At 58.5% G+C, this 24,258-nt stretch carries 26 protein-coding genes; 8 read left to right on the forward strand and 18 right to left on the reverse strand.

What is annotated here, in order from left to right:
* Nucleotides 1-97: 97 nt before the first annotated feature.
* The 4 genes from RBB82_RS15245 to RBB82_RS15260 form a co-directional block, all read right to left on the reverse strand.
* The gene (locus tag RBB82_RS15245) at nt 98-1,642 is read right to left on the reverse strand and encodes a gamma-glutamyltransferase family protein (RefSeq protein ID WP_433975391.1); all 1,545 of its coding nucleotides are present in this window, start codon (nt 1,640-1,642) and stop codon (nt 98-100) included.
* 492 nt (nt 1,643-2,134) lie between these two features.
* Nucleotides 2,135-2,467: an ArsR/SmtB family transcription factor gene (locus RBB82_RS15250; RefSeq protein WP_433971566.1), complete on the reverse strand. Its 333-nt coding sequence runs from the start codon at nt 2,465-2,467 to the stop codon at nt 2,135-2,137.
* A gap of 28 nt (nt 2,468-2,495) precedes the next feature.
* Nucleotides 2,496-2,969, reverse strand: a complete 474-nt coding sequence (locus RBB82_RS15255; RefSeq protein ID WP_433971567.1) for an SRPBCC family protein — start codon at nt 2,967-2,969, stop codon at nt 2,496-2,498.
* 90 nt (nt 2,970-3,059) lie between these two features.
* Entirely contained in the window at nt 3,060-3,686 is a 627-nt protein-coding gene (locus RBB82_RS15260; RefSeq protein WP_433971569.1) for a pyridoxamine 5'-phosphate oxidase family protein, read from the reverse strand.
* 157 nt (nt 3,687-3,843) lie between these two features.
* On the opposite strand from RBB82_RS15260, the gene RBB82_RS15265 reads away from it, so the two are divergent.
* Nucleotides 3,844-4,782: an SAM hydrolase/SAM-dependent halogenase family protein gene (locus RBB82_RS15265; RefSeq protein ID WP_433971571.1), complete on the forward strand. Its 939-nt coding sequence runs from the start codon at nt 3,844-3,846 to the stop codon at nt 4,780-4,782.
* 75 nt (nt 4,783-4,857) lie between these two features.
* Here the strand turns inward: RBB82_RS15265 and RBB82_RS15270 are convergent, their stop codons facing one another.
* The 5 genes from RBB82_RS15270 to RBB82_RS15290 all read right to left on the reverse strand — a co-directional run bounded on the left by RBB82_RS15270 (nt 4,858) and on the right by RBB82_RS15290 (nt 10,247).
* A complete protein-coding gene (locus RBB82_RS15270) occupies nt 4,858-6,579 on the reverse strand; it encodes a DUF4097 family beta strand repeat-containing protein (protein WP_433971572.1) in 1,722 nt (573 codons plus the stop codon).
* Nucleotides 6,580-6,582: 3 nt separating this feature from the next.
* A complete protein-coding gene (locus tag RBB82_RS15275; protein WP_433971573.1) occupies nt 6,583-7,842 on the reverse strand; it encodes a B-box zinc finger protein in 1,260 nt (419 codons plus the stop codon).
* Nucleotides 7,839-8,831: an anti-sigma factor family protein gene (locus tag RBB82_RS15280; RefSeq protein WP_433971574.1), complete on the reverse strand. Its 993-nt coding sequence runs from the start codon at nt 8,829-8,831 to the stop codon at nt 7,839-7,841. The genes RBB82_RS15275 and RBB82_RS15280 overlap by 4 nt, the downstream gene beginning before the upstream one ends.
* 1 nt (nt 8,832) lies before the next feature.
* Complete coding sequence (locus tag RBB82_RS15285) at nt 8,833-9,645, reverse strand: RNA polymerase sigma factor (protein ID WP_433971575.1); 813 nt, start codon at nt 9,643-9,645, stop codon at nt 8,833-8,835.
* A 71-nt stretch (nt 9,646-9,716) separates the two neighbouring features.
* Entirely contained in the window at nt 9,717-10,247 is a 531-nt protein-coding gene (locus RBB82_RS15290) for a superoxide dismutase family protein (protein ID WP_433971576.1), read from the reverse strand.
* A 162-nt stretch (nt 10,248-10,409) separates the two neighbouring features.
* Here RBB82_RS15290 and RBB82_RS15295 point away from each other — a divergent pair, with 162 nt between their 5' ends.
* Entirely contained in the window at nt 10,410-11,936 is a 1,527-nt protein-coding gene (locus tag RBB82_RS15295; protein WP_433971577.1) for a S10 family peptidase, read from the forward strand.
* Nucleotides 11,937-12,063: 127 nt separating this feature from the next.
* On the opposite strand, the gene RBB82_RS15300 is transcribed toward RBB82_RS15295, so the two are convergent.
* Nucleotides 12,064-12,666: a thymidine kinase gene (locus tag RBB82_RS15300; RefSeq protein ID WP_433971579.1), complete on the reverse strand. Its 603-nt coding sequence runs from the start codon at nt 12,664-12,666 to the stop codon at nt 12,064-12,066.
* 34 nt (nt 12,667-12,700) lie between these two features.
* Nucleotides 12,701-13,048, reverse strand: a complete 348-nt coding sequence (locus tag RBB82_RS15305) for a hypothetical protein (protein ID WP_433971580.1) — start codon at nt 13,046-13,048, stop codon at nt 12,701-12,703.
* 41 nt (nt 13,049-13,089) lie between these two features.
* On the opposite strand from RBB82_RS15305, the gene RBB82_RS15310 reads away from it, so the two are divergent.
* Together RBB82_RS15310 and RBB82_RS15315 are read left to right on the forward strand one after the other, a co-directional pair.
* Nucleotides 13,090-15,177 carry a S53 family peptidase gene (locus RBB82_RS15310; RefSeq protein WP_433971582.1) on the forward strand — a complete coding sequence of 696 codons (2,088 nt, stop codon included), beginning with the start codon at nt 13,090-13,092 and terminating at the stop codon, nt 15,175-15,177.
* 167 nt (nt 15,178-15,344) lie between these two features.
* Nucleotides 15,345-15,614, forward strand: coding sequence for a DUF1905 domain-containing protein (locus RBB82_RS15315; RefSeq protein ID WP_433971584.1), 270 nt, complete (start codon nt 15,345-15,347; stop codon nt 15,612-15,614).
* A 76-nt stretch (nt 15,615-15,690) separates the two neighbouring features.
* On the opposite strand, the gene RBB82_RS15320 is transcribed toward RBB82_RS15315, so the two are convergent.
* The 7 genes from RBB82_RS15320 to trpD form a co-directional block, all read right to left on the reverse strand.
* Nucleotides 15,691-16,032: a hypothetical protein gene (locus RBB82_RS15320; RefSeq protein ID WP_433971586.1), complete on the reverse strand. Its 342-nt coding sequence runs from the start codon at nt 16,030-16,032 to the stop codon at nt 15,691-15,693.
* A gap of 135 nt (nt 16,033-16,167) precedes the next feature.
* Nucleotides 16,168-16,614: a VOC family protein gene (locus tag RBB82_RS15325; protein ID WP_433971588.1), complete on the reverse strand. Its 447-nt coding sequence runs from the start codon at nt 16,612-16,614 to the stop codon at nt 16,168-16,170.
* A gap of 32 nt (nt 16,615-16,646) precedes the next feature.
* A complete protein-coding gene (locus RBB82_RS15330) occupies nt 16,647-17,060 on the reverse strand; it encodes a VOC family protein (RefSeq protein ID WP_433971589.1) in 414 nt (137 codons plus the stop codon).
* Between the two features lie 53 nt (nt 17,061-17,113).
* Nucleotides 17,114-17,587 (reverse strand): YbhB/YbcL family Raf kinase inhibitor-like protein, encoded by a 474-nt coding sequence (locus tag RBB82_RS15335; RefSeq protein ID WP_433971591.1) that lies wholly within the window; start codon nt 17,585-17,587, stop codon nt 17,114-17,116.
* Between the two features lie 150 nt (nt 17,588-17,737).
* On the reverse strand, nt 17,738-18,103 hold the full coding sequence (locus tag RBB82_RS15340; RefSeq protein WP_433971592.1) for a YbjQ family protein: 366 nt from the start codon (nt 18,101-18,103) through the stop codon (nt 17,738-17,740).
* Between the two features lie 106 nt (nt 18,104-18,209).
* Nucleotides 18,210-18,512 (reverse strand): L-rhamnose mutarotase, encoded by a 303-nt coding sequence (locus RBB82_RS15345; protein ID WP_433971593.1) that lies wholly within the window; start codon nt 18,510-18,512, stop codon nt 18,210-18,212.
* A 38-nt stretch (nt 18,513-18,550) separates the two neighbouring features.
* Complete coding sequence (gene trpD / locus RBB82_RS15350; protein WP_433971595.1) at nt 18,551-19,606, reverse strand: anthranilate phosphoribosyltransferase; 1,056 nt, start codon at nt 19,604-19,606, stop codon at nt 18,551-18,553.
* A 189-nt stretch (nt 19,607-19,795) separates the two neighbouring features.
* Here trpD and RBB82_RS15355 point away from each other — a divergent pair, with 189 nt between their 5' ends.
* From RBB82_RS15355 to RBB82_RS15370, 4 genes are all read left to right on the forward strand, one after another.
* Entirely contained in the window at nt 19,796-21,349 is a 1,554-nt protein-coding gene (locus RBB82_RS15355) for a sulfatase-like hydrolase/transferase (protein WP_433971597.1), read from the forward strand.
* Nucleotides 21,350-21,478: 129 nt separating this feature from the next.
* Complete coding sequence (gene sucC, locus RBB82_RS15360) at nt 21,479-22,657, forward strand: ADP-forming succinate--CoA ligase subunit beta (RefSeq protein WP_433971599.1); 1,179 nt, start codon at nt 21,479-21,481, stop codon at nt 22,655-22,657.
* Complete coding sequence (gene sucD, locus RBB82_RS15365; protein WP_433971601.1) at nt 22,657-23,532, forward strand: succinate--CoA ligase subunit alpha; 876 nt, start codon at nt 22,657-22,659, stop codon at nt 23,530-23,532. The genes sucC and sucD overlap by 1 nt, the downstream gene beginning before the upstream one ends.
* Before the next feature lie 171 nt (nt 23,533-23,703).
* Nucleotides 23,704-24,252, forward strand: a complete 549-nt coding sequence (locus RBB82_RS15370) for a DinB family protein (protein ID WP_433971602.1) — start codon at nt 23,704-23,706, stop codon at nt 24,250-24,252.
* Nucleotides 24,253-24,258: the final 6 nt, after the last annotated feature.

The raw sequence follows: 24,258 nt of genomic DNA on the forward strand, positions 1-24,258 counted from the left end.
TGAAGTGTTGGGTCTCGAGAAACATTAGCACAGCATGCTGATCGAAGCTTGCGCTACTTTTGCGCGGCGTATCTTCCGTACTGTTGTGGTCGGTTGGCTAGTAGGCGAGGGCGCAGCCGTCGGCTCGCATCTCGCTGGCGGCGGAGTAGACGCGGTCGGGGCCGTCCATGCGGTGCTCGATGCATTCGTAGCGGCCAAAGCCGCCGTCGGAGGGGCCCATCGGCCAGCCCAGGGCGATGAGGGCTTTGCGGGTGGACTCGGGGACTCCGGCTTCGAGGCGGAGGACGCCCTTTGGTCCGAGGCCTTCGGGATCTTCTCCCATGGATTGCGAGCTGCCTTCGTGGTGCCAGCGTGGGCTGTCACCTGCGGCCTGGATGTCGAGGCCGTAGTCGACTCGGTTGATGATGATCTGGGCCTGGCCTTGTGGCTGCATGTCGCCGCCCATGACGCCGAAGGACATCCAAGGTTTGCCGTCTTTGGTGGCGAAGCCCGGGATGATGGTTTGGAAGGGGCGCTTGCCGGGAGCGTAGATGTTGGGGTGGCCGTCCTGGAGGGAGAAGAGCTCGCCGCGATCCTGGAACATGAAGCCGAGGCCGTCGGCGACGAGGCCGGAGCCCATGCCGCGGAAGTTGGACTGAATCATGGAGATCATGATGCCGTCTTTGTCGGAGACGGTGAAGTAGGTGGTGTCGCCGTGGCTGGGGGCCTGGCCGGGATGGATCGGGGTGAGGATGCTGTCGGGCTTGATGAGCTTGGCGCGCTCGGCGGCGTAGGACTTGGAGTTGAGGAACTCGTAGGGGATTTTGGCGAAGTGGGGATCGGCGTAGTAGCGGGCGCGGTCTTCGTAGGCGAGGCGCTTGGCTTCGATCTGGATGTGGAGGGACTGTGGGGACTGGAAGCCCATGTTGCGGAGGTCGAAGTTTTCGGCGATGTTGAGGAGCTGGAGGGTGGCGAGGCCTTGCGTGTTGGCGGCCATGCCGTAGACGTCGACGCCGCGGTAGTTGGTGACGAGCGGGTCGCCCCACTCGGCGTGCTGGTCGCGTAGGTCTTCGGCGGAGAGCCAGCCGCCGATGCGCTTGAAGTAGGCGTCGATGGTCTTGGCGATAGGGCCGTCGTAGTAGGCGTCGCGGCCGCCTTCGGCGATCATTTTGTACGTGCGGGCCAGATCGGGGTTGCGGAAGACATCGCCTTCGTTCGGAGCTTTGCCGTTCGGGGCCCAGGTGTGCAGGGCGTTGGCTGTCTCTTCTACTCCTGAGCCGGGGCGCGTGAATGCGGTGAGGTTGCGCTTGATGTAGAAGCCGATGATCTGTGGGACGGGGACGCCGGATTCGGCGAGATGGATTGCGGGTTCGAAGAGCTCGGCCCATTTGAGCTTGCCGTAGCGCTGGTGAAGGGTCCACCAGGCGTCGAGTGCACCGGGAGTGGAGACGGTGATTGCTCCGAGGGATGGGAGGACTCCGTTTTTTGCGCGGGCACGAGCGGTTTCGAGGGTGAGGGATTTTGGCGAGCGGCCGGAGCCGGCGAGGCCGACGACCTTGGAGAGCTTGGGGTCCCAGATCATGGCGTAGCAGTCGCCGCCGATGCCGGAGCTTGTTGGTTCGAGGAAGCCGAGGCAGGCGTTGGCGGCGATTGCTGCGTCGATTGCAGAGCCTCCGCGCTAGGATTTCGATTGCAGTGAGGGTTGCGATCGGATGGGCTGTGCCGGCTGCTCCGGAGCAACCCATGGCGGCGGAGCGGCTGGCGAAGCTTGCGCCGGAGACGCGGTCGCCAGCGTGAACGTCTGGCCGCACGAAGCGCTCGGCGCCTGCGGGCTGGAACTTTGGTAGAGATGCGTCGGGTGCGCTTGATTTTTGCTCGCCGCTTTGGCCTAGGGCGATGGATGGCTGAACGGAGGCGATGGAACCAGTTACAGCGAGGGGAAGGGCGGCGATGAAGGAGCGACGGCGCAATGTGTTCTCCTGGGCATGATGTCTGAAGAGCTGGAAGGCAATGGCATCAAACGCATCCTACGCGTTTTTGGTTTGAGATATTCAATATATCAAGCCGAGGCGTACGGCGACGCAAGAAGATGGCCCGGACTTGAAGGTCAGGGCCATTATGGATTGCCTGTGTGATTCTTCTCGGCGATATTTCGTCAATGTTCATCGGGCTCTGCGAGCAGGTCACCCAATCGGTCGAGGCGTTTCTCCCATGGGGAGCGACGATCGGCGATCCACTGCTGTGCTAGCGCGAAGCCTGCTGGATCGAGGCTGCAGGTGCGCACTCTGCCGCTCTTTTCGGTGCGTATCAAACCGCTCTCTTCCAATACCTGGAGGTGTTGCACTACGGCGGCGAGGGTCATCTTGAGAGGAGCGGCTAACTGCGAGACAGAGATTGGTCCCGCAGTCAGCGTTTCGAGAATCAATCGACGGGTGGGGTCACCGAGAGCGTGAAAGACACGGTGGACGTTGGCTTTTTTAGCTGGCATTCGTTTGATTCTCCCGTGCCATTGCTGATTAGCTTGCCAGTTCCTTTGCGAGGTTTTCGAAGAGTCTCCGCCAACCTGCCTCTCGCATTTGAGGACCGTCGGCGCCTTCAAAGAACGCTCCCTGATGGGTGCAGATGAGGTCGGTTCCTTTGTTCGTCGGCAGGAGCTCGATGGTGACGAGCGAAGCGGAGATGCGCTTGTCGCCAAGAGCCATTCTTGAGGCCATGACGACACACTTATTTGGAAGGATGTTCTGATAGGTGCCTTCATTGGTTAGCAGGACGCCTGGGAATGGTGTTTTTTCATTCATGCGGTAGATAAGCCGATCAGTCCCTCCGACGCGAAAGTCAGATTCAAATGCTTCGATTTCATGGGTATCGCCGTCGGCAAACCAGCGACGTCTTTTAGCCGTGTCGGAGAAGGCGGAGAAGACGACTTCAGGCGGCTTGGGATAACTGCGCTCGATGACGAATGTGTTGTGGATGACGGATTGTTCTGCCATTGGAGTTCCTCTTTCGTAAAGAGAATTACTTAAGTACGTACTTAACTATGGAGTCAAGCCGATGGTTTGTCAAGTGGATACTTAAGTATTTTATTTTGGTTCGGTGAGGGCTCGCAGGCGTTTGTTCTCTTCTTCGAGTTTTTCGATGCGTTGACGCATCGGCTCGAGTGCCTTGACCAACTCTTCTTCTGTGTAGCGTGGGGTGATGTGCTGTGGGCAGTTCCAGTCGAATCCTTCGACGTGAATGAGCATGGCGCGTTCGGCAGGAGTTTTTTCTTCCGGCATACGCAGTTGGTCGATGAGCTTGCGTGCTTCGGCGGTACCTTCGTGAACCTTGGCGCGACCGAGGAGCTTCAGGCGCGTCTGGTGCGGGTAGTCCATGAAGAAAAGAGCTACGCGATCTTCGTGCTGGAGGTTGCCGACGCTGATGTACTGCTTGTTGCCGCGAAGGTCGGCGAAGCCAAGGGTGCGGTCGTCGAGGATGTGAAGGAAGCCTTTGAGGCCTCCGCGATACTGGATGTAAGGCCATCCGGTTTCGGTGACGGAGGCCATGTAGAAGCCGTCGCTGGCTTCGATGAAGGCGCGCTCGTGGGGGCCAAGACTGTCGCCAGGATCGTTGGAGCGCTCCATTCGTTCGTAGAGATGGCGGCTGCCGTGCTGTTTCTGCTGCTCTTTGACGAGAGGAGTGAAGGCGAGTTCTGCGTAGCGTCGGCCCATGGGTCTTCTCCTGGAATGCCTGAAGTTATTTAGATGACTGCGAGACGCCGATCGGCCCAGGAATTGGGTGCTACTGATTTGAGCACCGTTTGATCACCGCTCATGTGTGATTTGGAGTTAGAGTTAGCATATTCCCTTTTCTTTTGGAGCGTCCGCCTTGATACGACTCGTTTCTTTCAGGAAGTTTTGCGCTGTATTGGCGCTGAGTGGTTCGCTTGCTTTGCCGTTCGTGGGTGTTGCTGCGGGACAGATGTCCGGGACGTCGCCGCAGGAGCGGAAGACGCTGCGGACGATTGGGTTTATGACGGACTTCGATGTGAAAGATGATGCGGTAGGAATTTGTAAGGCAGTGATGAACGGGGTTGCTCCCGGGGTCGAGGTGATCGACATTACGCACCAGGCGACGCCGTACAACATCGCAGAGGGGGCGCGATTTCTTGCCGGGTCGGCACCTTACTTTGAGAAAGATGCGGTGTTTGTGGTGGTGATCGATCCTGGGGTGGGAAGTACGCGGAGGGCGATCATTGCGCGGTCGAAGAAGGGACAGTTTTTTGTGCTGCCTGATAACGGGCTGTTGACGCTGGTGCAGGATCGCGACGGAATTGAGGCGGTGCGAGAGATTACGAATCCGGAGTGGATGATTGGAGCGAAGATGTCATCCACTTTTCATGGACGGGATATCTTTTCTCCGGCTGGGGCTCACCTTGCGCGGGGTGATGACTGGACTACCGCAGGGCCAGTGGTCGATGTGGCGAATCTGGTGAGGCTGGATATTCATACGGCGATGGTGGATGATGCGGGGCTGCACGGCGAAGTGATTGGGACCGATGGGCCGTTTGGGAATCTTGTGCTGAATGTGCCTGCGGAGACCTTTGCGAAGATTGGATACCGGCTTGGAGATACGGTGCCAGTGCAGGTTGGCGGGAAGACGTACGATCTTCCGTTCGTGAAGACGTTCAGCGATGTTGCGGTAGGAAAGCCGTTGGCTTATATCGATTCGCGAGGGCGGTTGAGTCTGGGGATCAACCAGAGGAACTTTGCGGAGACGTATGGGGTTCATGCTCCGGCTGAGGTGTTGATCGTTCGGAAGCGTTGAGGCTTGATGGCTGAAGGTGAATTAAAGAGCGATGGCGCTTTCTCTGTTTGAGAAAGCGCCATCGTTGCTGTGTTGCTATTGAGGATCTTTGTCCTGTTGCTTGAGGTCTTTCGCTGCCCGGTTCGCTTGCCTGGTGGCTTCGGCAGCAGCCTGTTTTGCTTCGCGGGTGGCTGCAGCGGCTTCCTGCTTTGCTTCTTCGATCGATTGGCGAGCTTCAGGCGGAAGCGTCGTGATCTTCGGTGGCATGGGCGGCAGGGGAGGAAGGGGCATGATGCTTGCCTTCTTCAGAGAGATGTCGCCCTGGCTGGTGGAGATGCGCAGGAGCGGACCACCTTTGCCTTGGGTGCCGTTGATGGTCTTCTTCTCGAGGCCGCCCTCAGGGATCTTGATCTCGGAGAATTCGCTCTCGATGTCTCCGTTGGCGGCCTCAAGCTGATAGTTGAAGCTGGCCTGCTCGGGGAGACTGAGATTGACGGAGCCGTTGCGGTTTTCGATGGTGACGTTGCCGATTGGCGGGGCACTGGTGAGATCAACGGAGCCGTTGCGATTGGTGACGAAGACGTCTCCGGCGACGCGCTCGAGCGAGACGTTGCGGTTGCCGGCGGTGAGGGTGAGTGGGCCGACGGCTTCGCTGGCAGTGATGTCGGAGTGGCTGATGTCGATCTCACCGTCGAGGCGGGCGAATTGGAGATCGGTGCGGCTGGTGTGGAATTTGATGGGGCCGCGAACGCGCTCGAGGTGAGTGGTGCCGAAGAAGTCGCCGCTCATGGTGACGGGGCCGCTGAGGTCGGTGAGGGTCGTGTCGTGGCCACGGCCCTGAACGGTGATTGGGCCAGTAACACTGTGGGCAGAGATGTCGGAGTCACTATTGTTGATGCGCGTGATGATGGAGCCGGTGATGGCGCTGAGTTCAATGTTGCCGTGGTTCGCGGTGACCTGAACTGGGGCCTTAAGGGCGGTGACGCGGACGTCGCCGTGGTTGGCATTAACCATGACAGGGGCAGCAGCGGGAATGGTGATGGTGAGGTCGGCGCGGGTGCCGTCGAGGGCAGGCACGGAGAGTGTGACGTTTCCTCCGCTGGTATTCAGGCTCGGGCTAAGCTTCTGAGCCTTGCTGTCGGCTTCGGAGTCAGAGCGAGTGTAGACCTGCTTGTGGACGGTGACGTGGATCTGGTTGTCGTCGCTGGTGCCGGAGATGGTGACGTCGCCGCGAGGATTGTCGACTGAGAATCCTGCGCCGGCGGGAAAGGTCTCGGAGAGGGTCTGATCGCTCTCGTGCTTGTCGCCGAGGAACTCGTCGAGATTGTCCTGGTTGATGTTGAGGCCGTCGATGAGGTTGCTGTGGCCGCCGTTGCGAACGCTGCTGAAGAGAATGCCGGTGAGTCCGAGGAGGAGGAGCAGGGTGAAGACGCCTCCACCGAGGCGGCGGCGATAGCGGGGTTCGGTGGAGTCAGACTGCATGTACTGGTCGTAGGCCCACTCGAGGAGCATGACGATGCCGGCGCCGACGAGGAGCATGGGCCAGAAGCGCCCGTACCAGTCCCATAGGCTGTGAGCAGCGAGGCGTCCGGTCTGTACGAGCAAAAAGAGGATGCCGATGGTGATGAGGAGCAGCGGCCCAAGGATGGAGCTGCGGCGCATGCTGCGAGCCTGATAGCGGTAGGCGTCACGCTGAGCGCGGGCTACGTCACGCTGGGCGCGAGCCTGCTCCTTGAGGATGCGACGCTGATACTTCCAGTCGCCTCCGTAGGGTGGACCGGGGGGTGGCGGGTACGGTGGTGGTGGGTAGCTTCCCATGGCCTAGTTTCCTTCCTGGTCGTGATGGTTGGAGGGAACGATCGAGGTGGTGGAAGCGGTAGGTGGTGGAGGTGAGGTGTGGGGCGCCGGATAAGGGTAGGCAACGGCGGCGGCGGAGTTGAAGGAGACACGCTGGAAGACGGCCATGAGACCGGCAACGATGATCAGGAGCGGCCAGCTGTGGGCCCAGGAGAGGATGTCGAAGGAGTCAAGCAGGAACAGGACGCCGACGACGATGACCCAGATAGACCCGCGCAAAGCCGCGAAGAGACGGTATTGATAGGCAGGGGTGCCATCGTCCGTAATGCTGGTGCCGGTGCCGGTCATCTTGTGAACGAAGAGCCAGACGCCAAGCCCGATCAGGAAGAAGGGGATGATGCGGTGAACGGGGAAGTGGTGAAAGAGGCCCGCGTTGCCGACCAAAAAGATGCAGCCAAGTCCGATGAGCCAGAGGGCACCTGCGGGGAAACGGTTACGGGGGACGGTCAAGTCCGGATCAATAGGGTAGGGCGGGACTCCGTAAGGAGGAATCGGTGGGACTGGGGGGACTGGCGGGCCGTAGCCTTGCCACGGAGTGCTCCAGGCAGCGGTGGGTGGTGTGTAGCCGGTAGGTGGCGGAACGTATGGAGCTTCGGTGTATGCAGTTGTTGAGGCGTCGGGTGTGGGAGCGGCGCCTTGCGGGACGAAAGGGCTCGCTGCGCCGGGCTGGTGGGGTGTGCCGGACCACGATTTGCCAAAGCCGAGACGTTCGCCGAGGTCGTTCAGACCGAAGGGATTTGGAAGCAGTGTGCCGTCACGGCGGGCGCGGGCGGTGTGGTGTGCTTCGATGACCTGGTAGCAGACCCAACCGGCGATGAAGAGGCCGAAGATGCCGTGTTCGTCGGCGAGGCTGACGAGGACGGCGAAGACGATCAGGTGCACGACGCCTTTGGCATATTGGCCGTTGTACATGGCGCCGACGCCGGGGATTAGACCGAGCAGCGCGGCTAGACCTGGGTTGGGCGCTCCTGCCGGATAGGGCGGAGGGATGGCACCGGCTACTGTGTAATCGACTCCACCAGCGTTGCCGGTGTAGACGTAGTTGCCGCCTGCTGGAGTTTCGGTGTAGGTGCCGACGGGGTTTCCACCGGCCAGCTTCGCGGCAAGGCAGGGTTCGCAGAAGACAGCAGAGCCAACGGTGCGGGCGCACTCCTGGCAGAGCGGCTTTCCGCAGTTTTGGCAAAAGGCAACACGTTCACGGTCAGGATGGTTTGCGCAGTTCATACCAATCCCCCTTCCTTCTTGACGCTGGGAGTAAGTACAGCAAGAGCTTGAATGGCGAAGGAGGGAGGGGCCTGGGTGCGAACTGACTCGACCAGCCGAATGTTGCCGCCGGGTGTCTCACGTTGACTGGAGCCGGGGTTGGGGTGGGGGCTGGTCTGCTTCTGGTTGCCGGGCTTTTGGTCCTTCTGATTGTCCGGCTGAGTGCCAGCAGGTCTTTGGTTCGATTTGGCTGGATCACTCTGGTTATTCGGGGTGTTGGTCGATCCGGTTGATCCGTCATCGTCCGAGGAGCGTTGCAGGTCGCGGACGCGGGATTCGAGTTCATACACGACGCGAAGGTTGTCGGAGTAGCGGACTACCTTCGCTTTGGCCTCGTAAGCACTGCGCAGAATGCTTGAGGGTTTGAGGTCGCTGGCGTGAAGCTGGCTGAGACGAACGCCGGTGAGGTTCATGGTAAGGGCGATCGAGAAGAAGGCCATGGCAGCAGTCATCGCGAGACGCGGCTGCAACATAGTGTGGCCGAAGGAACGGAGCCCGGAGGTGACGCGAGTACGGAAAGGGAGGACGTTGGTGGGGACGTAGGGGACAGACCCGGCGGCCAAAGCAGCGGGAACGAGAGTGGGGCGGCCGAGAAGTGTATTCGGGGGACGCGGAGGCGCAGGAGCGCGGAGAAAATCAGTTGGCCCGAGGACGATTGCGGGTTTGGTGTCTTTCTCACTGGTCTGGGCGATGATCCGCTCGAGCAGGGAGGCGGGTGGTTCGGGCCGGGGAGACTTTAGCATCTCCATCCAGGCGGCTCCGCGCTGGGCGTCGGCCAGCATGCCGGCGCAGTTGGTGCAGCCTACCAGGTGGAGGTCGAAGGTGGCCTGGTCTGCCGGGGAGAGGGTGCCGTCAAGCACGTCGGTCAGCATGGCCTCGCATTGAGCGCAGTGCTGCGGGTCGCCGGGTCCCCCGGGTTTGGGGCTGCCGAATTGGTTGAAGTCTGCCACTTTAAACCACCTGCCCTTCTATACGTTGCAAAAGCTTTGCGAGTTCCCCGCGGCCGCGGCTTATACGGCTTTTTACCGTACCTTCGGGGATGCGGAGAACCTGAGATATCTCTTTGTAATCCATATCCTCCAGATCGCGAAGGATGACGGCTTCGCGGAGCTCGGGAGAGAGCTGTTTGAGGGCGTTCTGGATGCGGACTTTGAGCTCGAGACCGGCGACGTGCTGCTCCTGAGATTGCCGGGGATCGGCAAGCCGGTCGGCCATGGTGGGGCCGTCTTCTTCGCCGTCGAAAGTGGCGTCGAGGGACTCGGAGGCGCGCTCGAGGCGGGTGCGGCGGAAGTGATCTACCAGAAGGTTACGGGCGAGGGTGGTGATCCAGGTCTGAAAGCTGCCCTTTTGGGTGTCGAAGCTGCCTAAGTTCTTGTAGAGCTTGAGAAAGACCTCCTGGGTGAGGTCTTCTGCGTCGCTGCCAGAGCCTGTGAACCGATAGCAGATGGCATAGATACGGCGATGCTGGGAGGCGACCAGCTGCTGCCAGGACTGGGAGTCGCCGGCCATGCACTGGCGCACCAGTTTGGCTAGGGCTTCCTGCGCTGCTTCCTGTGCCGCATCCTGTTGTGGGGTACGCTCCAACTTCGCCTCAAGTGATTTTGTCGGTGGGAGAAGTGTACCGCGTGGAGCAGGGGATGGCTGGATTTGTTGGAGGACCTGTTGATCTTCCTTGGTCCGTGGAACGGGCTTTGAATTGTGGCGGATGACGTGCCTCGGCGTGGATTTGAGACCCGGCAGCCGGCCCGTCGTTGGAATCGCCATGTGCAAAACGCCCATGCATTGCTATACGCATGGGCGTTTCGGTTTGTTCAAAGATGGACAGTAGATGTTAGTTAGGGCGTTGGAGCCGAGATGACGCCGCAGGCGATGCGGTTGCCGGAGTTGCCGGAGGGGTCGGTCTTCATGTCGTCAGCCTTCTCGTGGATGACGATGGAGGTGCCGCCATTGGCGATGATGCTGTTCGGGGCAGAGGGATCGAGTGAGAGGTAGTTGGCGTTGAAGGTGGCCTGGCCGAGGTGGCCTTCGCCGATGACGACGTTCTTGGGGAGATCGCCTGCGTGGTGGCCCATGGGGTTTTCAAAGCCGTGCTGCTTATTGTCTGGGTTGAAGTGACCGCCGGCGGTCTTGAAGTCGGGGCCGTCACAGAGGGCTTTGGCGTGGATGTGAACGCCATGCTCGCCTACGGGGAGGTTCTTTAGATCCAGCTTGATCTGGACGCCCTTTTTGCCTGGGCTGATGGTCGCAGTGCCCGCATCTTCGCCGGTGCTGGTCTTGATGGGAACAACGACGGCGTTCTTCGGAGTTTTTGCGAGGGCGGGAATGGTGAGAAGACAGATTGTGACGGCGGCGAGGGTCTTGCGCATAGTCTTGATCTCCAGATCAGTTACTCCATGAGAATACCGAAGTGTTTGTTTGGGTTGCGCGTGAAGAGGGAACATCTATGTAAAATTTGGATCATGATTTCGAATCGGTCTCTCTCCTTTCCTAAGTTCGTCGTTTTATCATGCGTCTTTGCCGCAATTCCAGTGACGATCCCGTCCATTTGCCTCGCAGAGCCCGTTGGGCACGTTGTGTCGGAGGGTGCTTCGGACGACACCAAGACTCCTGCGCCCGATACGAAGTCTACGACTCCTGATGCGAAGACCGTGTCGGGGTTGCTGGTGGCGCAGCCGCCACTTCCTGGGGATGCGCATGTGGAGCAGACCATGCAACTGGAGGGGAAGACGCTGCACTACACCGTCACGGTGGGGACGCTCCCGGTGCGGGATAGCAAAGGTGTGTTGAGCGGTGAGGTTGTTTACACGGCATATGTTGCGGAGGGTAAAGACCGGCCGGTGACGTTCGCCTTCAATGGCGGCCCTGGTGCGGCGTCAGTGTATTTGAACCTTGGGGCGATTGGGCCGAAGAGGGTGGCGTTTGGCGCGGAAGGGCAGAGCCCTTCGGATCCGGCGACTCTGATGGACAACCCGGGGACGTGGCTGGACTTTACGGACCTGGTGTTCATTGACCCGGTTGGGACGGGGTTTTCGCGTTCGCTGGTGTCCGAGGAGGAGTCGAAGAAGCAGTTTTATGGGCCGGATCAAGATATCGAGTATCTTTCGCGGAATGTGTATGACTGGCTGGTGAAGAATGGGCGGCTGCAGTCTCGCAAGTACATCGTCGGCGAGAGTTACGGTGGGTACCGAGGACCGCGGTTGACGGCTTATCTGCAGTCGAAGATTGGTGTGGCGGTGAATGGATTGGTGCTGGTGTCCCCTGCGCTCTCGCCTGATGCAGGATCGCAGGATCTGTCGCCGATTCCGTGGATGATGACGCTGCCTTCGATTGTGGCTGCGAACTACGAGCGGCAGGGCAAGCTGACGAACGAGAGTATGGCTGAGGTGATCGATTACACGCGCAGCGAATATGCGGTGGATTTGATGAAAGGGACCAGCGATCCTGCTGCGACGCCGCGGTTGGTGAAGAGGGTGACCGAGCTGACGGGGCTGGATGCGACGTTTGTGCGCCAGTCGGGTGGAAGGCTGGAGACGCAGGCGTTTTTGCGGGAGGAGTTTCGTGAGACGGGCAAGCTGGGCAGCCGGTACGACCCGAATGTGACGGCTTACGATCCGTTTCCTTATAACCCCACGCAGGAGACGAATGACCCAATTCTGTTGAGTATTATCGCTCCGACGACGACGGCGATGGTCGATTTTGTGACGAGGACTGTGGGCTGGAAGACGGAGGCGCGGTATAACGCTCTGTCGTATGACGTAGGCCGCCTGTGGGATCAGAGCAGCAGCAACGGTGCGTTTTCAGGGTCGGCTTCTGCGACTGATCTGCGCGTGGCGGTTGCGACGGATCCGAAGCTGCGGGTTGTGATTGCGCATGGATGGGCTGACCTTTCTTGCCCGTTTATGGGGTCGGTGCTGACGGTGAGCCAGATTCCGACCATGGGAGATCCGACACGGGTGCAGGTGCATGAGTATCCCGGTGGGCATATGTACTACGCGCGGCCAGCTAGCTCGCTGGCGCTGCGGAAGGATGTGATGGAGATGGTTTCGAAGCACTGAGTGATTGCTGATAGGGTCCTGCCGGACGGGCCGCCTGCGCGGCGGGCGGCCACTTCGTGGCGGGTATAGCTTGTTTTGGCTGGGTTGGGGCGGTGGTCCTCGCGTTGCTCAGCGCGTGCGTCCGCTTTCAGATGGAGAGAAGCTCTAGTTGCTCGGTGTGCTGATCGTCGGCAAAGGGCTCGAAGTGGGTGCGGCAGCGAGCTTCGTATAGGCCTGCTGCGCCTACCAAGACTAGCTCCTGGCTTTGGCCGAGGCGCTGGGTGTGGATGGCGGGGGCGCCGCAGGTCATGCAGACGGCAGAGAGCTTAGTGACCTCATCGGAGATGGCCATGAGCGCAGGGATTGGGCCGAAGGGCTCGGCGTTGAAGGTGGTGTCGAGGCCAGCGATGAGGATGCGTTTGCCGAGGTGAACGAGCTCGACGATGAGAGGGATGATGGTTGCGTCGAAGAACTGGGCTTCGTCGATGCCGATGACGTCGATGTCTTGTAACTGAGGGAGTAGCTCGGCTTTGAGGTGCTCGACGTTGGTGACGGTGCAGGCTTCGTGGGTCTGCGAGCTGTGGCTGGCGATCGAGGTGCGGTGGTAGCGGAGGTCGATGTCGGGCTTGTAACAGGCGACACGCTGGCGGGCGATGCGGGCACGCTTGAGGCGGCGGATGAGCTCTTCGGATTTGCCGGAGAACATGGGGCCAGTGATGACTTCAATGCGGCCGGGTACAGGGAGGGTCATTGTGCGGAGCCTTTGCTTGGGGTATCTGGCTATCCTAAACGCCGACGAAACGGGTAGCGGTGGATTTCGTGGCCGGATTTTTTTCTGGTGTGGTGGAGTGTGGTTTTTGCAGGGGTTTTTGAAAAAAAACGGATGCAAATCGTGGTGTTTTGCTGGTGAGTCTGTGGTGAATTGCGTGGTGGACGTGGTGATTTTGCGGCGGGTTTTTCGGCGCTGAAAAATGTGACAGGTTTGTGAAGTATTTTTTTAGCCTGACGCAAGTGCGATTTTGGCGCTTGACCGAAACCTTGGGGTGACCGTAGTATCCATCCACCGACGGCCCATCACTAAAGCCAGCACCACGCAATCCCATTTTGGTTGTACTGCCACGTTTCTCCCGCAACGGCTCCGGACAGACAAACCCAATTCAACGAGGATATTGCTATGAAGCAGCGCTCCATTCGTAATCTTGCTTTTCCCTGCCTTCCCTTTGCCGTTGCGCTCGGAGTCCTGACGCTTACGGCAGGTTCGGCATTCGCCGCACCCGCCGGCCAGGCAAAGAACATAGGGCCTGAAGACGAGTCCAAACAGGTTTCTGTGACTGTCTGGCTGAACCCGCACAATAAGGCGGCTTTGGATAATGCGGTCGAGCAGATGTATGACAAAAGCTCACCGAACTATCACCGTTTTCTGACGCTGAAGGAGTTCAACGAGCAGTATGCGCCGACGGAGAAGGAAGCCGGCGTGGTTCGCGACTACCTGTCGGCTCATGGCATGAAGGTGATGTCGACTCAGAAGAACAACCGTTTTGTGGTGGCGCAGGGTAAGGTCGGCGACGCACAGACTGCGTTCAACACCAAGATCAACAAGGTCATGATGAACGGAGAAGTCCATCGAGCCGCCGCAACCGAGGCTTCTGTTACGGGAGAGGCAGCTCCGCTGGTGGCTTCGGTGCAAGGGCTGAGCAATCTCCGCTATCGAGCGTATGCACAGCGTGCCAGCAATCCTGAGACGAAGATACCTTATGCGGGAGTTTCGCCTTCCGCCGTTGGTGCCGATGGACTGTTCTTCAGCGCGGAGTGCCTCCGTCCGCCCCAGTCGAAGGTCTTCAAAACGGATGGTGGTTTCCCTGAGGCGTTCTACGCCGGCAACCGCTATGGAGCGGATATCACGAATACCAACCCGCCCAACCTGCCTCCGTGCGGCTATGATGCCGCTGAGATGCAAACCGCGTACGGCCTGAAGCCACTGTATAAGCGCGGCCTGGATGGGACTGGCCAGACGATTGTCATCGTCGATGCGTTCGGTTCGAACAGCATACTGTCCGACGCCAACCTGTTTTCGGAGCTGAACGGACTGCCCGCGCTGACATCGTCGAACTTTCAGATCGTCAAACCGACCGGTCCTGTGACTTGTACGGACACAAATGGTTGCATCAGCGGGAACTGGCAGTTTGAAACGACGCTCGATGTTGAGTGGGCGCATGCGATGGCTCCGGGCGCCAACATCGTACTTGTGGTGGCTGCGGACGACTCGTCTTCACTCGATCTTTCGAACCTTGATGCGATCGAGAACGGATATGGCAATGTGATCTCGAACAGCTTCGGGATCCCGGAGATAGTACTGCAGCAGCTTGACCCAGCGCAGCTTGTGGTGGAGAACGGCATCTCAGAGATCGCTGCGGCGTTGGGGATCTCCCACAACATCTCCAGTGGAGACGACGGTGACAATCTAGCCCTGGATCAGACTGACTTCGGCATTGATTCTGTGTCGGTAGGTGCGAATGCCGATTCGCCGTTTGCGACCGGGATTGGCGGCACCAGTACATTTCTGGACTCCAAAAGCAATATCGAGCTGCAGACTGGATGGGGCTTGAACTTTGCCCGAATCGCCGACCCGACTCCGAACCCACCGGTTATCCCGCCGCTGCTTTTTGGCTTCAATGGGGGATCCGGGGGAGGCACCAGCGTTGTTTATAAGAAGCCTAAATACCAAAAGAGCCTGAAGGGTAAGTTCCGTCAGGTGCCGGACATCTCGATGAACGCGGACCCGCAGACTGGCAACGAGGTCGTCGTCTCACCTGACGGTATCCCCGCTCACGCAGAGGTAGATGTGTTTGGAGGCACCAGCCTCTCTTGCCCGATGTTCTCGGCCATTTGGGCAATTGCGAACCAGGCGGCCGGGGGAGGGCCGATCGGTCAGGCTGCACCGATCCTTTATGAGCTGCCGGAGAGTGCAATCATTGACGTCAATCTGACGCCGGTTGATACGCTGCTGAATGTCTCGGGACTGATCATCGATCCGCCGAAGGCTCCTTTGTTCGAAACCCCGGCTGATCTGGCGCAACCGTTGGAGAACACGAGGCGGTTTGTCAGTGCGTTGTATCAAAGCCCCAGTTCGACTCGCTGGGATGTGTTTACGTTCGGAACAGACAGTTCGCTGGTCACAGGCCCCGGTTGGGATAATGTGACCGGGCTGGGTACGCCGAACGGTGCAACGTTCATCAACAAAGTTGTGAAGGCTGTGCAGTAGAAAAGCGGTCCCCTATACTACTGCGTTTTATCTAAGTGCAGGCCTTCTAACGAAGGCCTGCACTTTTCTGTTGATCCGGTCATGTCAAGTTCACTTGTGCAAATTCACATGGCACGAAGGAGCAGCTTCTTTTGTTAGTGGCTGGCTGTTGGTGGATGGAGGTTGCAATGAAAAAGCAATTTACCGCGAAGCTGCAAAAGTCGCCTGCGAAGGGTGGATGGACTTATATCGTGATGAAGGATTCAGCGGAGTTTTTCGGGACGAAGGGGCTGGTCAAGGTTCGGGGCACTATGGATGGCCGGCCATTTCAGAGCGCTTTCATGGCGCTCGGAGATGGCACGCACAAACTTCCTGTCAAGGCTGAGATCAGACGATCAATCGGTAAAGACGAAGGCAATGTTGTGACAGTCGTTCTAAAAGAACGATTGACCAGCTAGCTCTGGACGCAACAGCATCGCCTCTGAGAGAGGAATTGTCAGGGGTGCAAACATACATTTTTTTTGAACTATCTTTTTACTTTTTTATGCGGGTGAGTGCGGAGTCTGGCCGACCGAACGAGGCGTATTGAGTGATCGGGGTTGGGGACTGGGCTTTTCTGATGAAGTCCTTGCCATGTGAGTGTTGTGTCCCGTTGGCACCCGATCTGCGTGCCAGTTCTGCGTTCAGCTGGCGTTCGCGACAGTGCCTGGCGGCGACTTCATGGATGAAGACAACCTCTGAAAAGCAGTCTTCTAATTGACGCAGGGCATCAGCGGCTGCTGCGTAATCGTCATCGGTCAACTCAAGCTCTGGTAGAAGAACATGACTCGATGCATCGGGGAGGATTGCGTTGGGCCATTCTATCGAGTTCATCATGATTGACTAGATGCGTGGGATTGCTCGCGGGGTTTTCCTGGAACGTGGTCTTATTCGTAGAGCTTCTTTGCGTGCAATAACTTGCAGGAAGATTTGTCCTGTTTGTGCGAAAGAATTGCTGGATGCTCGCTAAATTCAGGTCATTTTTGGGCTTGTGTAGACGGAATCTTCGGGGGCGTCGGTGGGACTTTCAAAGTCGAGTTTGTAACCGTCCGGGTCTGTGAGGATGGTGACCCACATGCGGTTGCCGACGACGGGGCGTTGCGGTTTCAGACCATGAGCGATGGCGTCGTTATAGATGGCGATGGCGTCTTTGCACTGGAAGCAGATGGAGACGCCTTCGCCGCGTTTGGTGGAAGGGATTGTGTTGGGGCGATACTCCTGCAGCATGTGAGCTGCGCCACCGAGTTCGAGCCAGCACCAGCGGAGCTTGCCTTCGTCGATCCACTCTTTTGTTTTTTTGAAGCCGAGGCCGTCGACGTAGAAGCGGAGCGAGGCTTCGAGGTTGGAGACCCAGAAGAAAGGAACGGCTTGCTGGACGTTTGTTTGAGTTAGTTCGGCCTGGGCTTCGAGAGTCGGCATGAGCTTCCTTCGATCGATGATTTTAGCGATGGTTATTTTGTTGGCTGCTCATCTTTGTCGGCGAGGGGCTGCCAGAGTTCGACGCGGTTGCCTTCGGGATCGGTGATCCAGGCGAAGCGTCCGTAGTCGGCGTCTTCGCGTTTGGGGTCGATGGGGACGCCTTCGGCTGCGAGTTGAGTGAGGAGGGCGTCGAGATCGTCGACGCGGTAGTTGACCATTACCTGCTGTGGGCCTCTATCGTTTCCTGGGCCGAAGTGCTTCGTGTCTTCGGGGAAGAGAGACCACGTGGTACTGCCGGTGGTGGCTGGAACTTCGTCGGTCCAGAGGAAGGTGGCGCCGCCGTACTCGCTGAGTTGGATGCCGAGGTGTTTCGCGTACCAAGCGTTGAGGGATTTGGGATCGCGGGTGCGAAGGAAGATTCCGCCGATGCCGGTGACTCGAGCCATTGATGCCTCCGTGAGAATGGAGAAGAGTATATATGCGGCGGGTGTTGGCAATGTTAGCGGTGGAAGTGACCTGCGAGTTGGCCGGCGGCGAGGATGTGGCCCTGCATGGCTTTGGTCAGCTGGGCTTTGTCTGGCGCGGCGTCTGGTGTGGTGGGGAGCGTCAGGGTGGTGTCGAGTGCGTAGAGCGTGAAGACGTATCGGTGGGGAGAGTCTCCGGGAGGGCAGGGGCCGGAGTAGCCGATTTGCGGGTCGCTGTTGGTGCCCTGCTTCGCGCCGTTGGGTAGGGATTCGGTGCGGGGGATGGCCTCGGGAAGGGTGTTTGGTTGTGGCGGCAGGTTGTAGAGGATCCAATGGGTGTACGGGCGGAGGGGCGAATCTAAATCGATGACGAGGAGGGTGAGGCTCTTTGTGTTTGGAGGGAGAGCGCCCCAGGAGAGTGCGGGTGAGGTGTTGGCTCCGCTGCAGGTGAACTGCCGGGGGATGTCTTCGCCCTGGTGAAAGGCTGTGCTTTCGAGCGTTATTGTCATTGGGACTCCATCGTTGATGGAGTTTCGTTTACAGCCTGATGGGGTGATGAAGATGAGGGCGGCGCAGCAGAGAGATTTCAGCGTCTGGGTGCGTGATCGGGATCGACTGAAACTTGAGATCTGCATAAGACCATCAGGTTACAGCAGAGGCTAATCTTTGGTGCGTTCGACGACGACGGCGGTGCCGTAGGCGAGGACTTCGGTGACTCCGTTCATGAGTTCGTTGGCGTCGTAGCGGAAGGAGATGACGGCGTTGGCGCCGAGCTGGGCGGCGTGGAGGGTCATCATGGCGAATGCGTCCTGGCGGCTCTTCTCGCAGAGCTCGGTGAAGAGGGTGATGTCGCCGCCGACGAGGGTTTGGAGGCTGGCGCCGATGGTGGCGACGATGTTGCGGGAGCGGACGACGATGCCGCGAACGATGCCGACGTTGCGGACGATGCGGTAGCTGGGGATTTCGAGGGCGGTGGTGACGAGGGCCGGGTCGAGCGATGATGCCGGGGGTGGGTAGGTCGACATAACGGAAAGAGCTCCTGTCTTGCTGGAGATGATACGAAGTTGGTTGGGGTTTGGTTCCGGTTGGTTGTTTTGCCAGGTGCTCTGCGGCGTCTTCTCGTCTCCTCGTCTAGTCGATGTGGAAGACTTCGTCGAGTGGTGACATCAGTTGGTCCGGATCTTTGTCGCCGGTTTCGATGAAGAAGTCCCGCATCTCGGCCTGCCAGAGCTGGTTGATGGGTTCGGCGCGCATTTTGGTCTGGGCGAGCTGGAAGTTGTCGGTTTCGAGGTAGCCGATGAGGTCACCGCGGGGTGTGAGGAAGAGTGAGTAGTTGTGCCAGCCAGTGCGTTGGAGGGCCTCGATCATGGCGGGCCAGACGGAGGCGTGGCGGAGGCGATACTCTTCGAGGCGGTCTGGTTTTACCTGGAGCATGAAGCAGACTCGTTGCTTGCTGGTCACGATGGTTTCCCTTATGGGTTTTTCTTGATGCGGAGTTTGGCGATGAGAGTGGTGACGGCGCCGGTGTCGATGGCCTTGGCGGCGAGGGCGATGCCATTTTGCAGATCGGGGGCGAGGTCGGCGGCAACGAGGACGGCGGCGGCGTTGAGCAGGACGATGTTGCGGCGGGGGCCTTGCTCGCCGGAGAAGATGGCGGTGAGGATGGCGGCGTTGGTGTGGGCGTCGCCGCCACGCAAGGCTTCGAGTGGAGCGCGTTCGAGGCCGGCGTCTTCGGGGGTGATTGTGCTGAGCGTGACGATGCCGTTGTGAACTTCGGCAAGTTGGCTGGTGCCGGCGATGGAGAACTCGTCCAAGCCGGTTTGGCCTGGGGCGTCGGCGGTGTTGGCTCGATTGCCGTGGACGACGAAGGCGTGGCGAGTGCCGAGGAGGGCCATGGCTTCGGCGACGAGAGGGACCAGATGGGGCGAGTAGACGCCCATGACCTGCGAGGAGGCTCCGGCGGGGTTGGTGAGGGGGCCGAGGATGTTGAAGATGGTGCGGAAGCCAAGAGCGCGGCGGACAGGCATGACCGCTTTCATTGCGGGATGAAGGCTTGGTGCGTGGAGGAAGGCGAAGCGATGGGTGCGGAGGGCGAGTGCAGCTTCTTCCGGGGTGAGGTTGACGGAGATGCCGAGGGCTTCGAGGACATCGGCCGAGCCAGTTTGTGAGGTGACGGCGCGATTGCCGTGTTTGGCGACGGTGGCTCCGGCTGCTGTGGCGACGAGGGCGGCGGCGGTGGAGATGTTGAAGGTACCGCTGGAGTCTCCGCCGGTGCCGCAGGTGTCTACGAGTTGAAGCTGCTCGGCTTGATCGAGGGGGAGGTGGGTGGCGGCGGCGCGCATGGCGTCGACGAAGCCGGCGATCTCGGCGGCAGTTTCGCCGCGGGCTGCAAGGGCGCCGAGGAGGGCGGCGATCTCGATGTCGGAGAGCTTGGAGTCGAGGATCTCCTGCATGAGGGCGCGTGCTTGTTCTCGCGTGAGGGTGGTGCGGCCTTCAATGATCTGTTTGAGGTGAGGCTGAAGAGGCATTGAATTAAGCGTAGCAGGTGATGGGTGGTGCGGTTGTTATGGCGTCATCCTCTGACGCTGCGGTTGGGGGCGTTGCGGGCCTTACGGAAGTCGCGGTTGGGGGGTACTTGTTCTGTTTTGGCACTGAGAGACAAACGAGCTTGCTATTTTCCTCACGGTGACTCGTTTTCGGACGATAGCGTAGACATCATGCGTTACGAATACGCGTCGTCTTATCGACCAATAAAAATTCGAGTCTTCTTTGTAGTCTTTGTTTATCTTGTCGCGGCAAATATTCCGCTCTGGATCGCAAGTCGATCGATAGGGTTTCTACTCATAGGTTTGTTTAATGCGGAGTTTTTGATCCTTGGGATTCTCTCTGTTTTTATTCGTCGGAGGCTGACGGTTGGGCTGCTGCTGTGTGCGATCTCTGTAGATATGATTCGGGGGATTGGGTCGACGTATATGCTCAGTCCGTCGGAGATGCTTCGCAGCGTCCGCTATCTGTTCGGCGCCGGACCCTCTCATCTATGGCAGGTCGCGGTGATTGCGATCTGCATTGCCGTGATCTGTGTTTTGGCGGCCTTCGCCTCGCGTGGTGAGGCTAATAGTCGGGAGCGAGGATGTGTAGCGCTGACGCTTTTGGTCCTCTTTATTTTCTGCGGAGTGTTTGATGCCCTAACGGGATACGGCACGTTCTTTCGAAGAGACGTCCAGCTAAACGTTCCGCGCCTGACTCGATTTCCGAGCCACTTTCTGATCAAGTCGGAGTGGCAGGATGAGATGTACCGAGTCTCACGCCGATCTGGTTCGACTCTCTCGGTGGTGTCTGCGTCAACGAAGCTGGTTGGGGTAGACACTTCATCTGCGTTGGAGAAGACGAGTGCGACGCTACCCAATGTCGTGCTCATTCTGGTGGAGTCCTGGGGCAGGCCGCGCGATGCGGATCTGGATGAAGCCTTAGTTAAGCCGTATGAGGATAAGGGTCTCACAGAGAGATACACCGTACGCCAGGGGACAGTTCCTTTTTATGGCGCTACTGTGGCTGGAGAGGCGAGGGAGCTTTGCGGAAGTGCGATGGGTTTTGGGTTGTTGGCCGCTTCGGCTTTGCAGTTGAAGAGCTGTCTCCCTACCAGGATGAATGGCATGGGGTATCACAGCGTGGGGGTTCACGGGTTTAGTGAACGGATGTTCGATCGGGGTGAATGGTATCGCCGGATTGGATTTAACGAGACCTGGTTCCGAGATGGGCTGCAACGCAATGGCTTGCCACTGTGTCCGGGAGCATTTCCTGGAGTGTGTGATTCTGCCATTTCAGGATGGATCGGGGACCGACTGCAAAGGGACTTCGATTCGCCTCAGTTCATCTATTGGGTGACGCTGAATTCGCACCTGCCGGTGCCGGTTCCGAACATGGTTAAGTCTCCTCCCGCTTGTGACGATAGACGGATTACCGCGGAGAGTCCGGCGCTTTGCTCGTGGTATCAGCTGGAGTTCAATGTTCATCGATCGGTTGCTGCGCTTGCGTTGCGAGAGACGGCTCGTCCCACCGTATTTTTGATTGTTGGGGATCATGCGCCGCCGTTCGGGTCGGCGAAGTTGAGGGGCCAATTCTCGGATCTGGTGGTGCCTTACATTTTGCTTGTGCCGAAGAGGGGCGCGGAGGCACATTCGTTGATGGCCGCAACACATTCTCCTGCGCGGGTGCGAGTCCCTCACTTTAAAAGCGGAACAAATTTAATTGCGGCGACCGGCGGACAGTGATTGTTTGCTTTAGGTGGCATAGTGGCAGATTTGTTGAACGAGCGATAAACGCACGTTTGTGCGAGATTGCGTTGCGAGGAGTTGTTGGCGTCCGCTACACTTCTCGGGCGAGCGAAATTGTAAACACCTATGAAAATTCACGAGTATCAGGCAAAAGAGATTCTGCGGAAGTATAGTGTGCCGGTTCCGGGCGGCGAGATGGCGACAACCCTGGAACAGGCTGACACCGCTGCGAAGAGTCTGTTTGGCGCGGGGAATAAGGTCGTTGTGGTGAAGGCGCAGATTCATGCCGGTGGTCGTGGCAAGGGTGGTGGCGTAAAACTGGCGAGAACGCTGGAAGAGGCGAATGCGGCTTCGAAGGCGATTCTGGGGATGCAACTGGTGACGCATCAGACCGGGCCTGCTGGGCAGAAGGTGCAGCGGTTGCTGATCGAAGAGGGATCGGCGATTGAGCGGGAGCTTTATCTGGGCTTGGTGCTGGATCGGGCTTCGGCGAAGGTTGTGTTTATGGCCTCGCAGTCGGGTGGGATGGAGATTGAAGAGGTTGCGCATGCGACTCCGGAGTTGATTTACAAGGAGTACATCGATCCGGCGGTGGGTTTTGCGCCGTATCAGGCGAGGAAGCTGGCGTTCAAGCTGGGGTTGAAGACGACGCAGATTAACGATGCCGTGAAATTTATGACGGGCTTGTATAAGGCTTTCGTCGAGACAGATTCGACGCTGATGGAGATCAATCCTTTTATTACAACGAAGGATGACAAGCTGCTGGCGCTCGATTGCAAGATCAACTTTGATGACAATGCGATGTTTCGGCATAAAGATTTGAAGGAGCTTCGTGACCTTGCGGAGGAAGATCCGCTGGAGGTTGAGGCTTCGAAGTTTGCGCTGAACTACATCAAGCTGGATGGCACGATTGCCTGCATGGTGAATGGCGCCGGGTTGGCGATGGCGACGATGGATATCATTCAGTATGCGGGTGGAAGTGCGGCGAACTTTCTTGATGTGGGTGGTGGAGCGAATCAAGAGCAGATTGAAAATGCGTTTGGGATTTTGCTGAGCGACCCGAATGTGAAGGCGATCTTCATTAATATCTTTGGCGGGATTCTGCGCGTCGATGTGCTCGCTACTGCGGTTGTTGCGGCTGCTAAAAAGCTCGGCGTGAAGATACCAATTATTCTTCGACTTGAAGGCACGAATGTGGAAGAGGGTCGCAAGATTTTGGCGGAGTCCGGGCTGAAGTTTGAGGTGGGAAGCACGATGAAGGAAGCTGCGGATTTGGCCGTGGCGGCTGCGAAAGGTGGCAAGTAATGGCTGTACTGGTTGATAAGAATACGCGGCTGATTGTGCAGGGGATTACTGGGCGTGAGGGGACTTTTCATGCCAAGGGTTGCGCGGAGTATGGGACGAAGGTTGTGGGTGGTGTGACGCCGGGTAAGGGTGGTACGACTCATGAGGGGTGGCCGGTGTTCAACACCGTCGAAGAGGCGGTTAAGGAGACGGGCGCGAATGTGTCGGTAATCTTTGTGCCACCGCCGTTTGCTGCGGATGGGATTTTGGAGGCTGCGGCTGCGGAGGTGCCTCTGGTGATTTGCATTACTGAGGGGATTCCGGTTCTCGACATGGTGAAGACGTGGGAGTTTGTGAAGGGCTCGAAGTCGCGGCTGATTGGGCCGAACTGTCCTGGGGTGATCTCGCCGGGTAAGGCGAAGGTTGGGATTATGCCGGGGCGGATTCATAAGGAAGGCTCGGTCGGGATTGTGTCGAAGTCGGGGACGCTGACGTATGAAGCGGTGTACCAGTTGACGACTCGGGGGATTGGGCAGTCGACGGCGATTGGGATTGGGGGCGATCCGATTATTGGGACGACTCATATCGATGCGCTGAAGCTGCTGAATGAGGATCCGGAGACTGAGGCGATCATCATGATCGGCGAGATTGGCGGCTCGGCGGAAGAGGCTGCGGCGAAGTACATCAAGGCGCATGTGAAGAAACCGGTGGTTGGGTTTATCGCCGGGCAGACGGCGCCTCCAGGACGACGGATGGGACATGCTGGCGCGATCATCTCTGGTGGCGAGGGTACGGCTGCGGAGAAGATGAAGGCGATGACGGAAGCTGGGATTACTGTCGTGAAGTCGCCTGCGGAGATAGGCGAGGCGATGGCTCGGGTGTTGGGCAAGGCTTAGCTTTTACTTTCAACTGCGAAATAGAAGGCCGGAGGGTTATGCTCTCCGGCCTTCTTGTGTTTGCTGATATGTCGTTCGAGTCAGCGGTCAGCTCAGGCGCGAACGCTCACGCCGGTTGCGTTTTGCGCCGGGTTGGGGGAGTAGTATGAATTTGAAAATTTTGAGGGTGTTATGAAGAAGATTCTGCTGTTCGCTGTTCTTGCGATGAGTGCTACTACGCTTCATGCTCAGTTCGAGGGTATCTGGGAAGGGTATGACGGTGAGTGGGGCCACGTTTCCCGGCAGTTGATAGCTTTGGCTGAGGCTACGCCGGCTGATAAGTTTACGTGGCGTCCGGCGCCTGGGGTGAGGTCGATCAGCGAGGTTTATATGCACATTGCGCTGGCTAATTTTTACCTGCTGAGTGTGACCGGTCCGCCGATGCCGCCTGACATAAAGTCTGAGGATATGGAGAAGACGGTGACCGCGAAGGCAGATGTTATCGCGTTTCTCAAGCGGTCTCTTGATGCGGTTAAGACGGCCCGCGCTCAGCTGAAGCCGGGTGATCTTCAGCGGCACGTCAAGATCATGAACAAAGATGCGACGGTGGATGGGATGTACCTGCGCATCATCGTTCATGACAACGAACACATGGGACAAGAGATTGCTTATGCGCGGATGAATGGAATTGTTCCGCCGTGGTCGCAGAGTTCTGCTGAAACAAAACGATTTTCAGATTAGTGCGCG

The organism is Tunturiibacter lichenicola, from assembly GCF_051013355.1.
Classification (GTDB): domain Bacteria; phylum Acidobacteriota; class Terriglobia; order Terriglobales; family Acidobacteriaceae; genus Edaphobacter; species Edaphobacter lichenicola_F.

Coding starts and splice junctions, on each gene's coding strand:
- RBB82_RS15285 (WP_433971575.1), bottom strand. CDS start 9,645: ATGGCGATTCCAACGACGGGCCGGCTGCCGGGTCTCAAATCCACGCCG.
- RBB82_RS15290 (WP_433971576.1), bottom strand. CDS start 10,247: ATGCGCAAGACCCTCGCCGCCGTCACAATCTGTCTTCTCACCATTCCC.
- RBB82_RS15325 (WP_433971588.1), bottom strand. CDS start 16,614: ATGCCGACTCTCGAAGCCCAGGCCGAACTAACTCAAACAAACGTCCAG.
- RBB82_RS15315 (WP_433971584.1), top strand. CDS start 15,345: ATGAAAAAGCAATTTACCGCGAAGCTGCAAAAGTCGCCTGCGAAGGGT.
- RBB82_RS15345 (WP_433971593.1), bottom strand. CDS start 18,512: ATGCTCCAGGTAAAACCAGACCGCCTCGAAGAGTATCGCCTCCGCCAC.
- sucC (WP_433971599.1), top strand. CDS start 21,479: ATGAAAATTCACGAGTATCAGGCAAAAGAGATTCTGCGGAAGTATAGT.
- RBB82_RS15340 (WP_433971592.1), bottom strand. CDS start 18,103: ATGTCGACCTACCCACCCCCGGCATCATCGCTCGACCCGGCCCTCGTC.
- RBB82_RS15355 (WP_433971597.1), top strand. CDS start 19,796: ATGCGTTACGAATACGCGTCGTCTTATCGACCAATAAAAATTCGAGTC.
- RBB82_RS15275 (WP_433971573.1), bottom strand. CDS start 7,842: ATGAACTGCGCAAACCATCCTGACCGTGAACGTGTTGCCTTTTGCCAA.
- sucD (WP_433971601.1), top strand. CDS start 22,657: ATGGCTGTACTGGTTGATAAGAATACGCGGCTGATTGTGCAGGGGATT.
- RBB82_RS15260 (WP_433971569.1), bottom strand. CDS start 3,686: ATGGGCCGACGCTACGCAGAACTCGCCTTCACTCCTCTCGTCAAAGAG.
- RBB82_RS15330 (WP_433971589.1), bottom strand. CDS start 17,060: ATGGCTCGAGTCACCGGCATCGGCGGAATCTTCCTTCGCACCCGCGAT.
- RBB82_RS15310 (WP_433971582.1), top strand. CDS start 13,090: ATGAAGCAGCGCTCCATTCGTAATCTTGCTTTTCCCTGCCTTCCCTTT.
- RBB82_RS15250 (WP_433971566.1), bottom strand. CDS start 2,467: ATGCCAGCTAAAAAAGCCAACGTCCACCGTGTCTTTCACGCTCTCGGT.
- RBB82_RS15270 (WP_433971572.1), bottom strand. CDS start 6,579: ATGGGAAGCTACCCACCACCACCGTACCCGCCACCCCCCGGTCCACCC.
- RBB82_RS15255 (WP_433971567.1), bottom strand. CDS start 2,969: ATGGCAGAACAATCCGTCATCCACAACACATTCGTCATCGAGCGCAGT.
- trpD (WP_433971595.1), bottom strand. CDS start 19,606: ATGCCTCTTCAGCCTCACCTCAAACAGATCATTGAAGGCCGCACCACC.
- RBB82_RS15370 (WP_433971602.1), top strand. CDS start 23,704: ATGAAGAAGATTCTGCTGTTCGCTGTTCTTGCGATGAGTGCTACTACG.
- RBB82_RS15335 (WP_433971591.1), bottom strand. CDS start 17,587: ATGACAATAACGCTCGAAAGCACAGCCTTTCACCAGGGCGAAGACATC.
- RBB82_RS15300 (WP_433971579.1), bottom strand. CDS start 12,666: ATGACCCTCCCTGTACCCGGCCGCATTGAAGTCATCACTGGCCCCATG.
- RBB82_RS15320 (WP_433971586.1), bottom strand. CDS start 16,032: ATGATGAACTCGATAGAATGGCCCAACGCAATCCTCCCCGATGCATCG.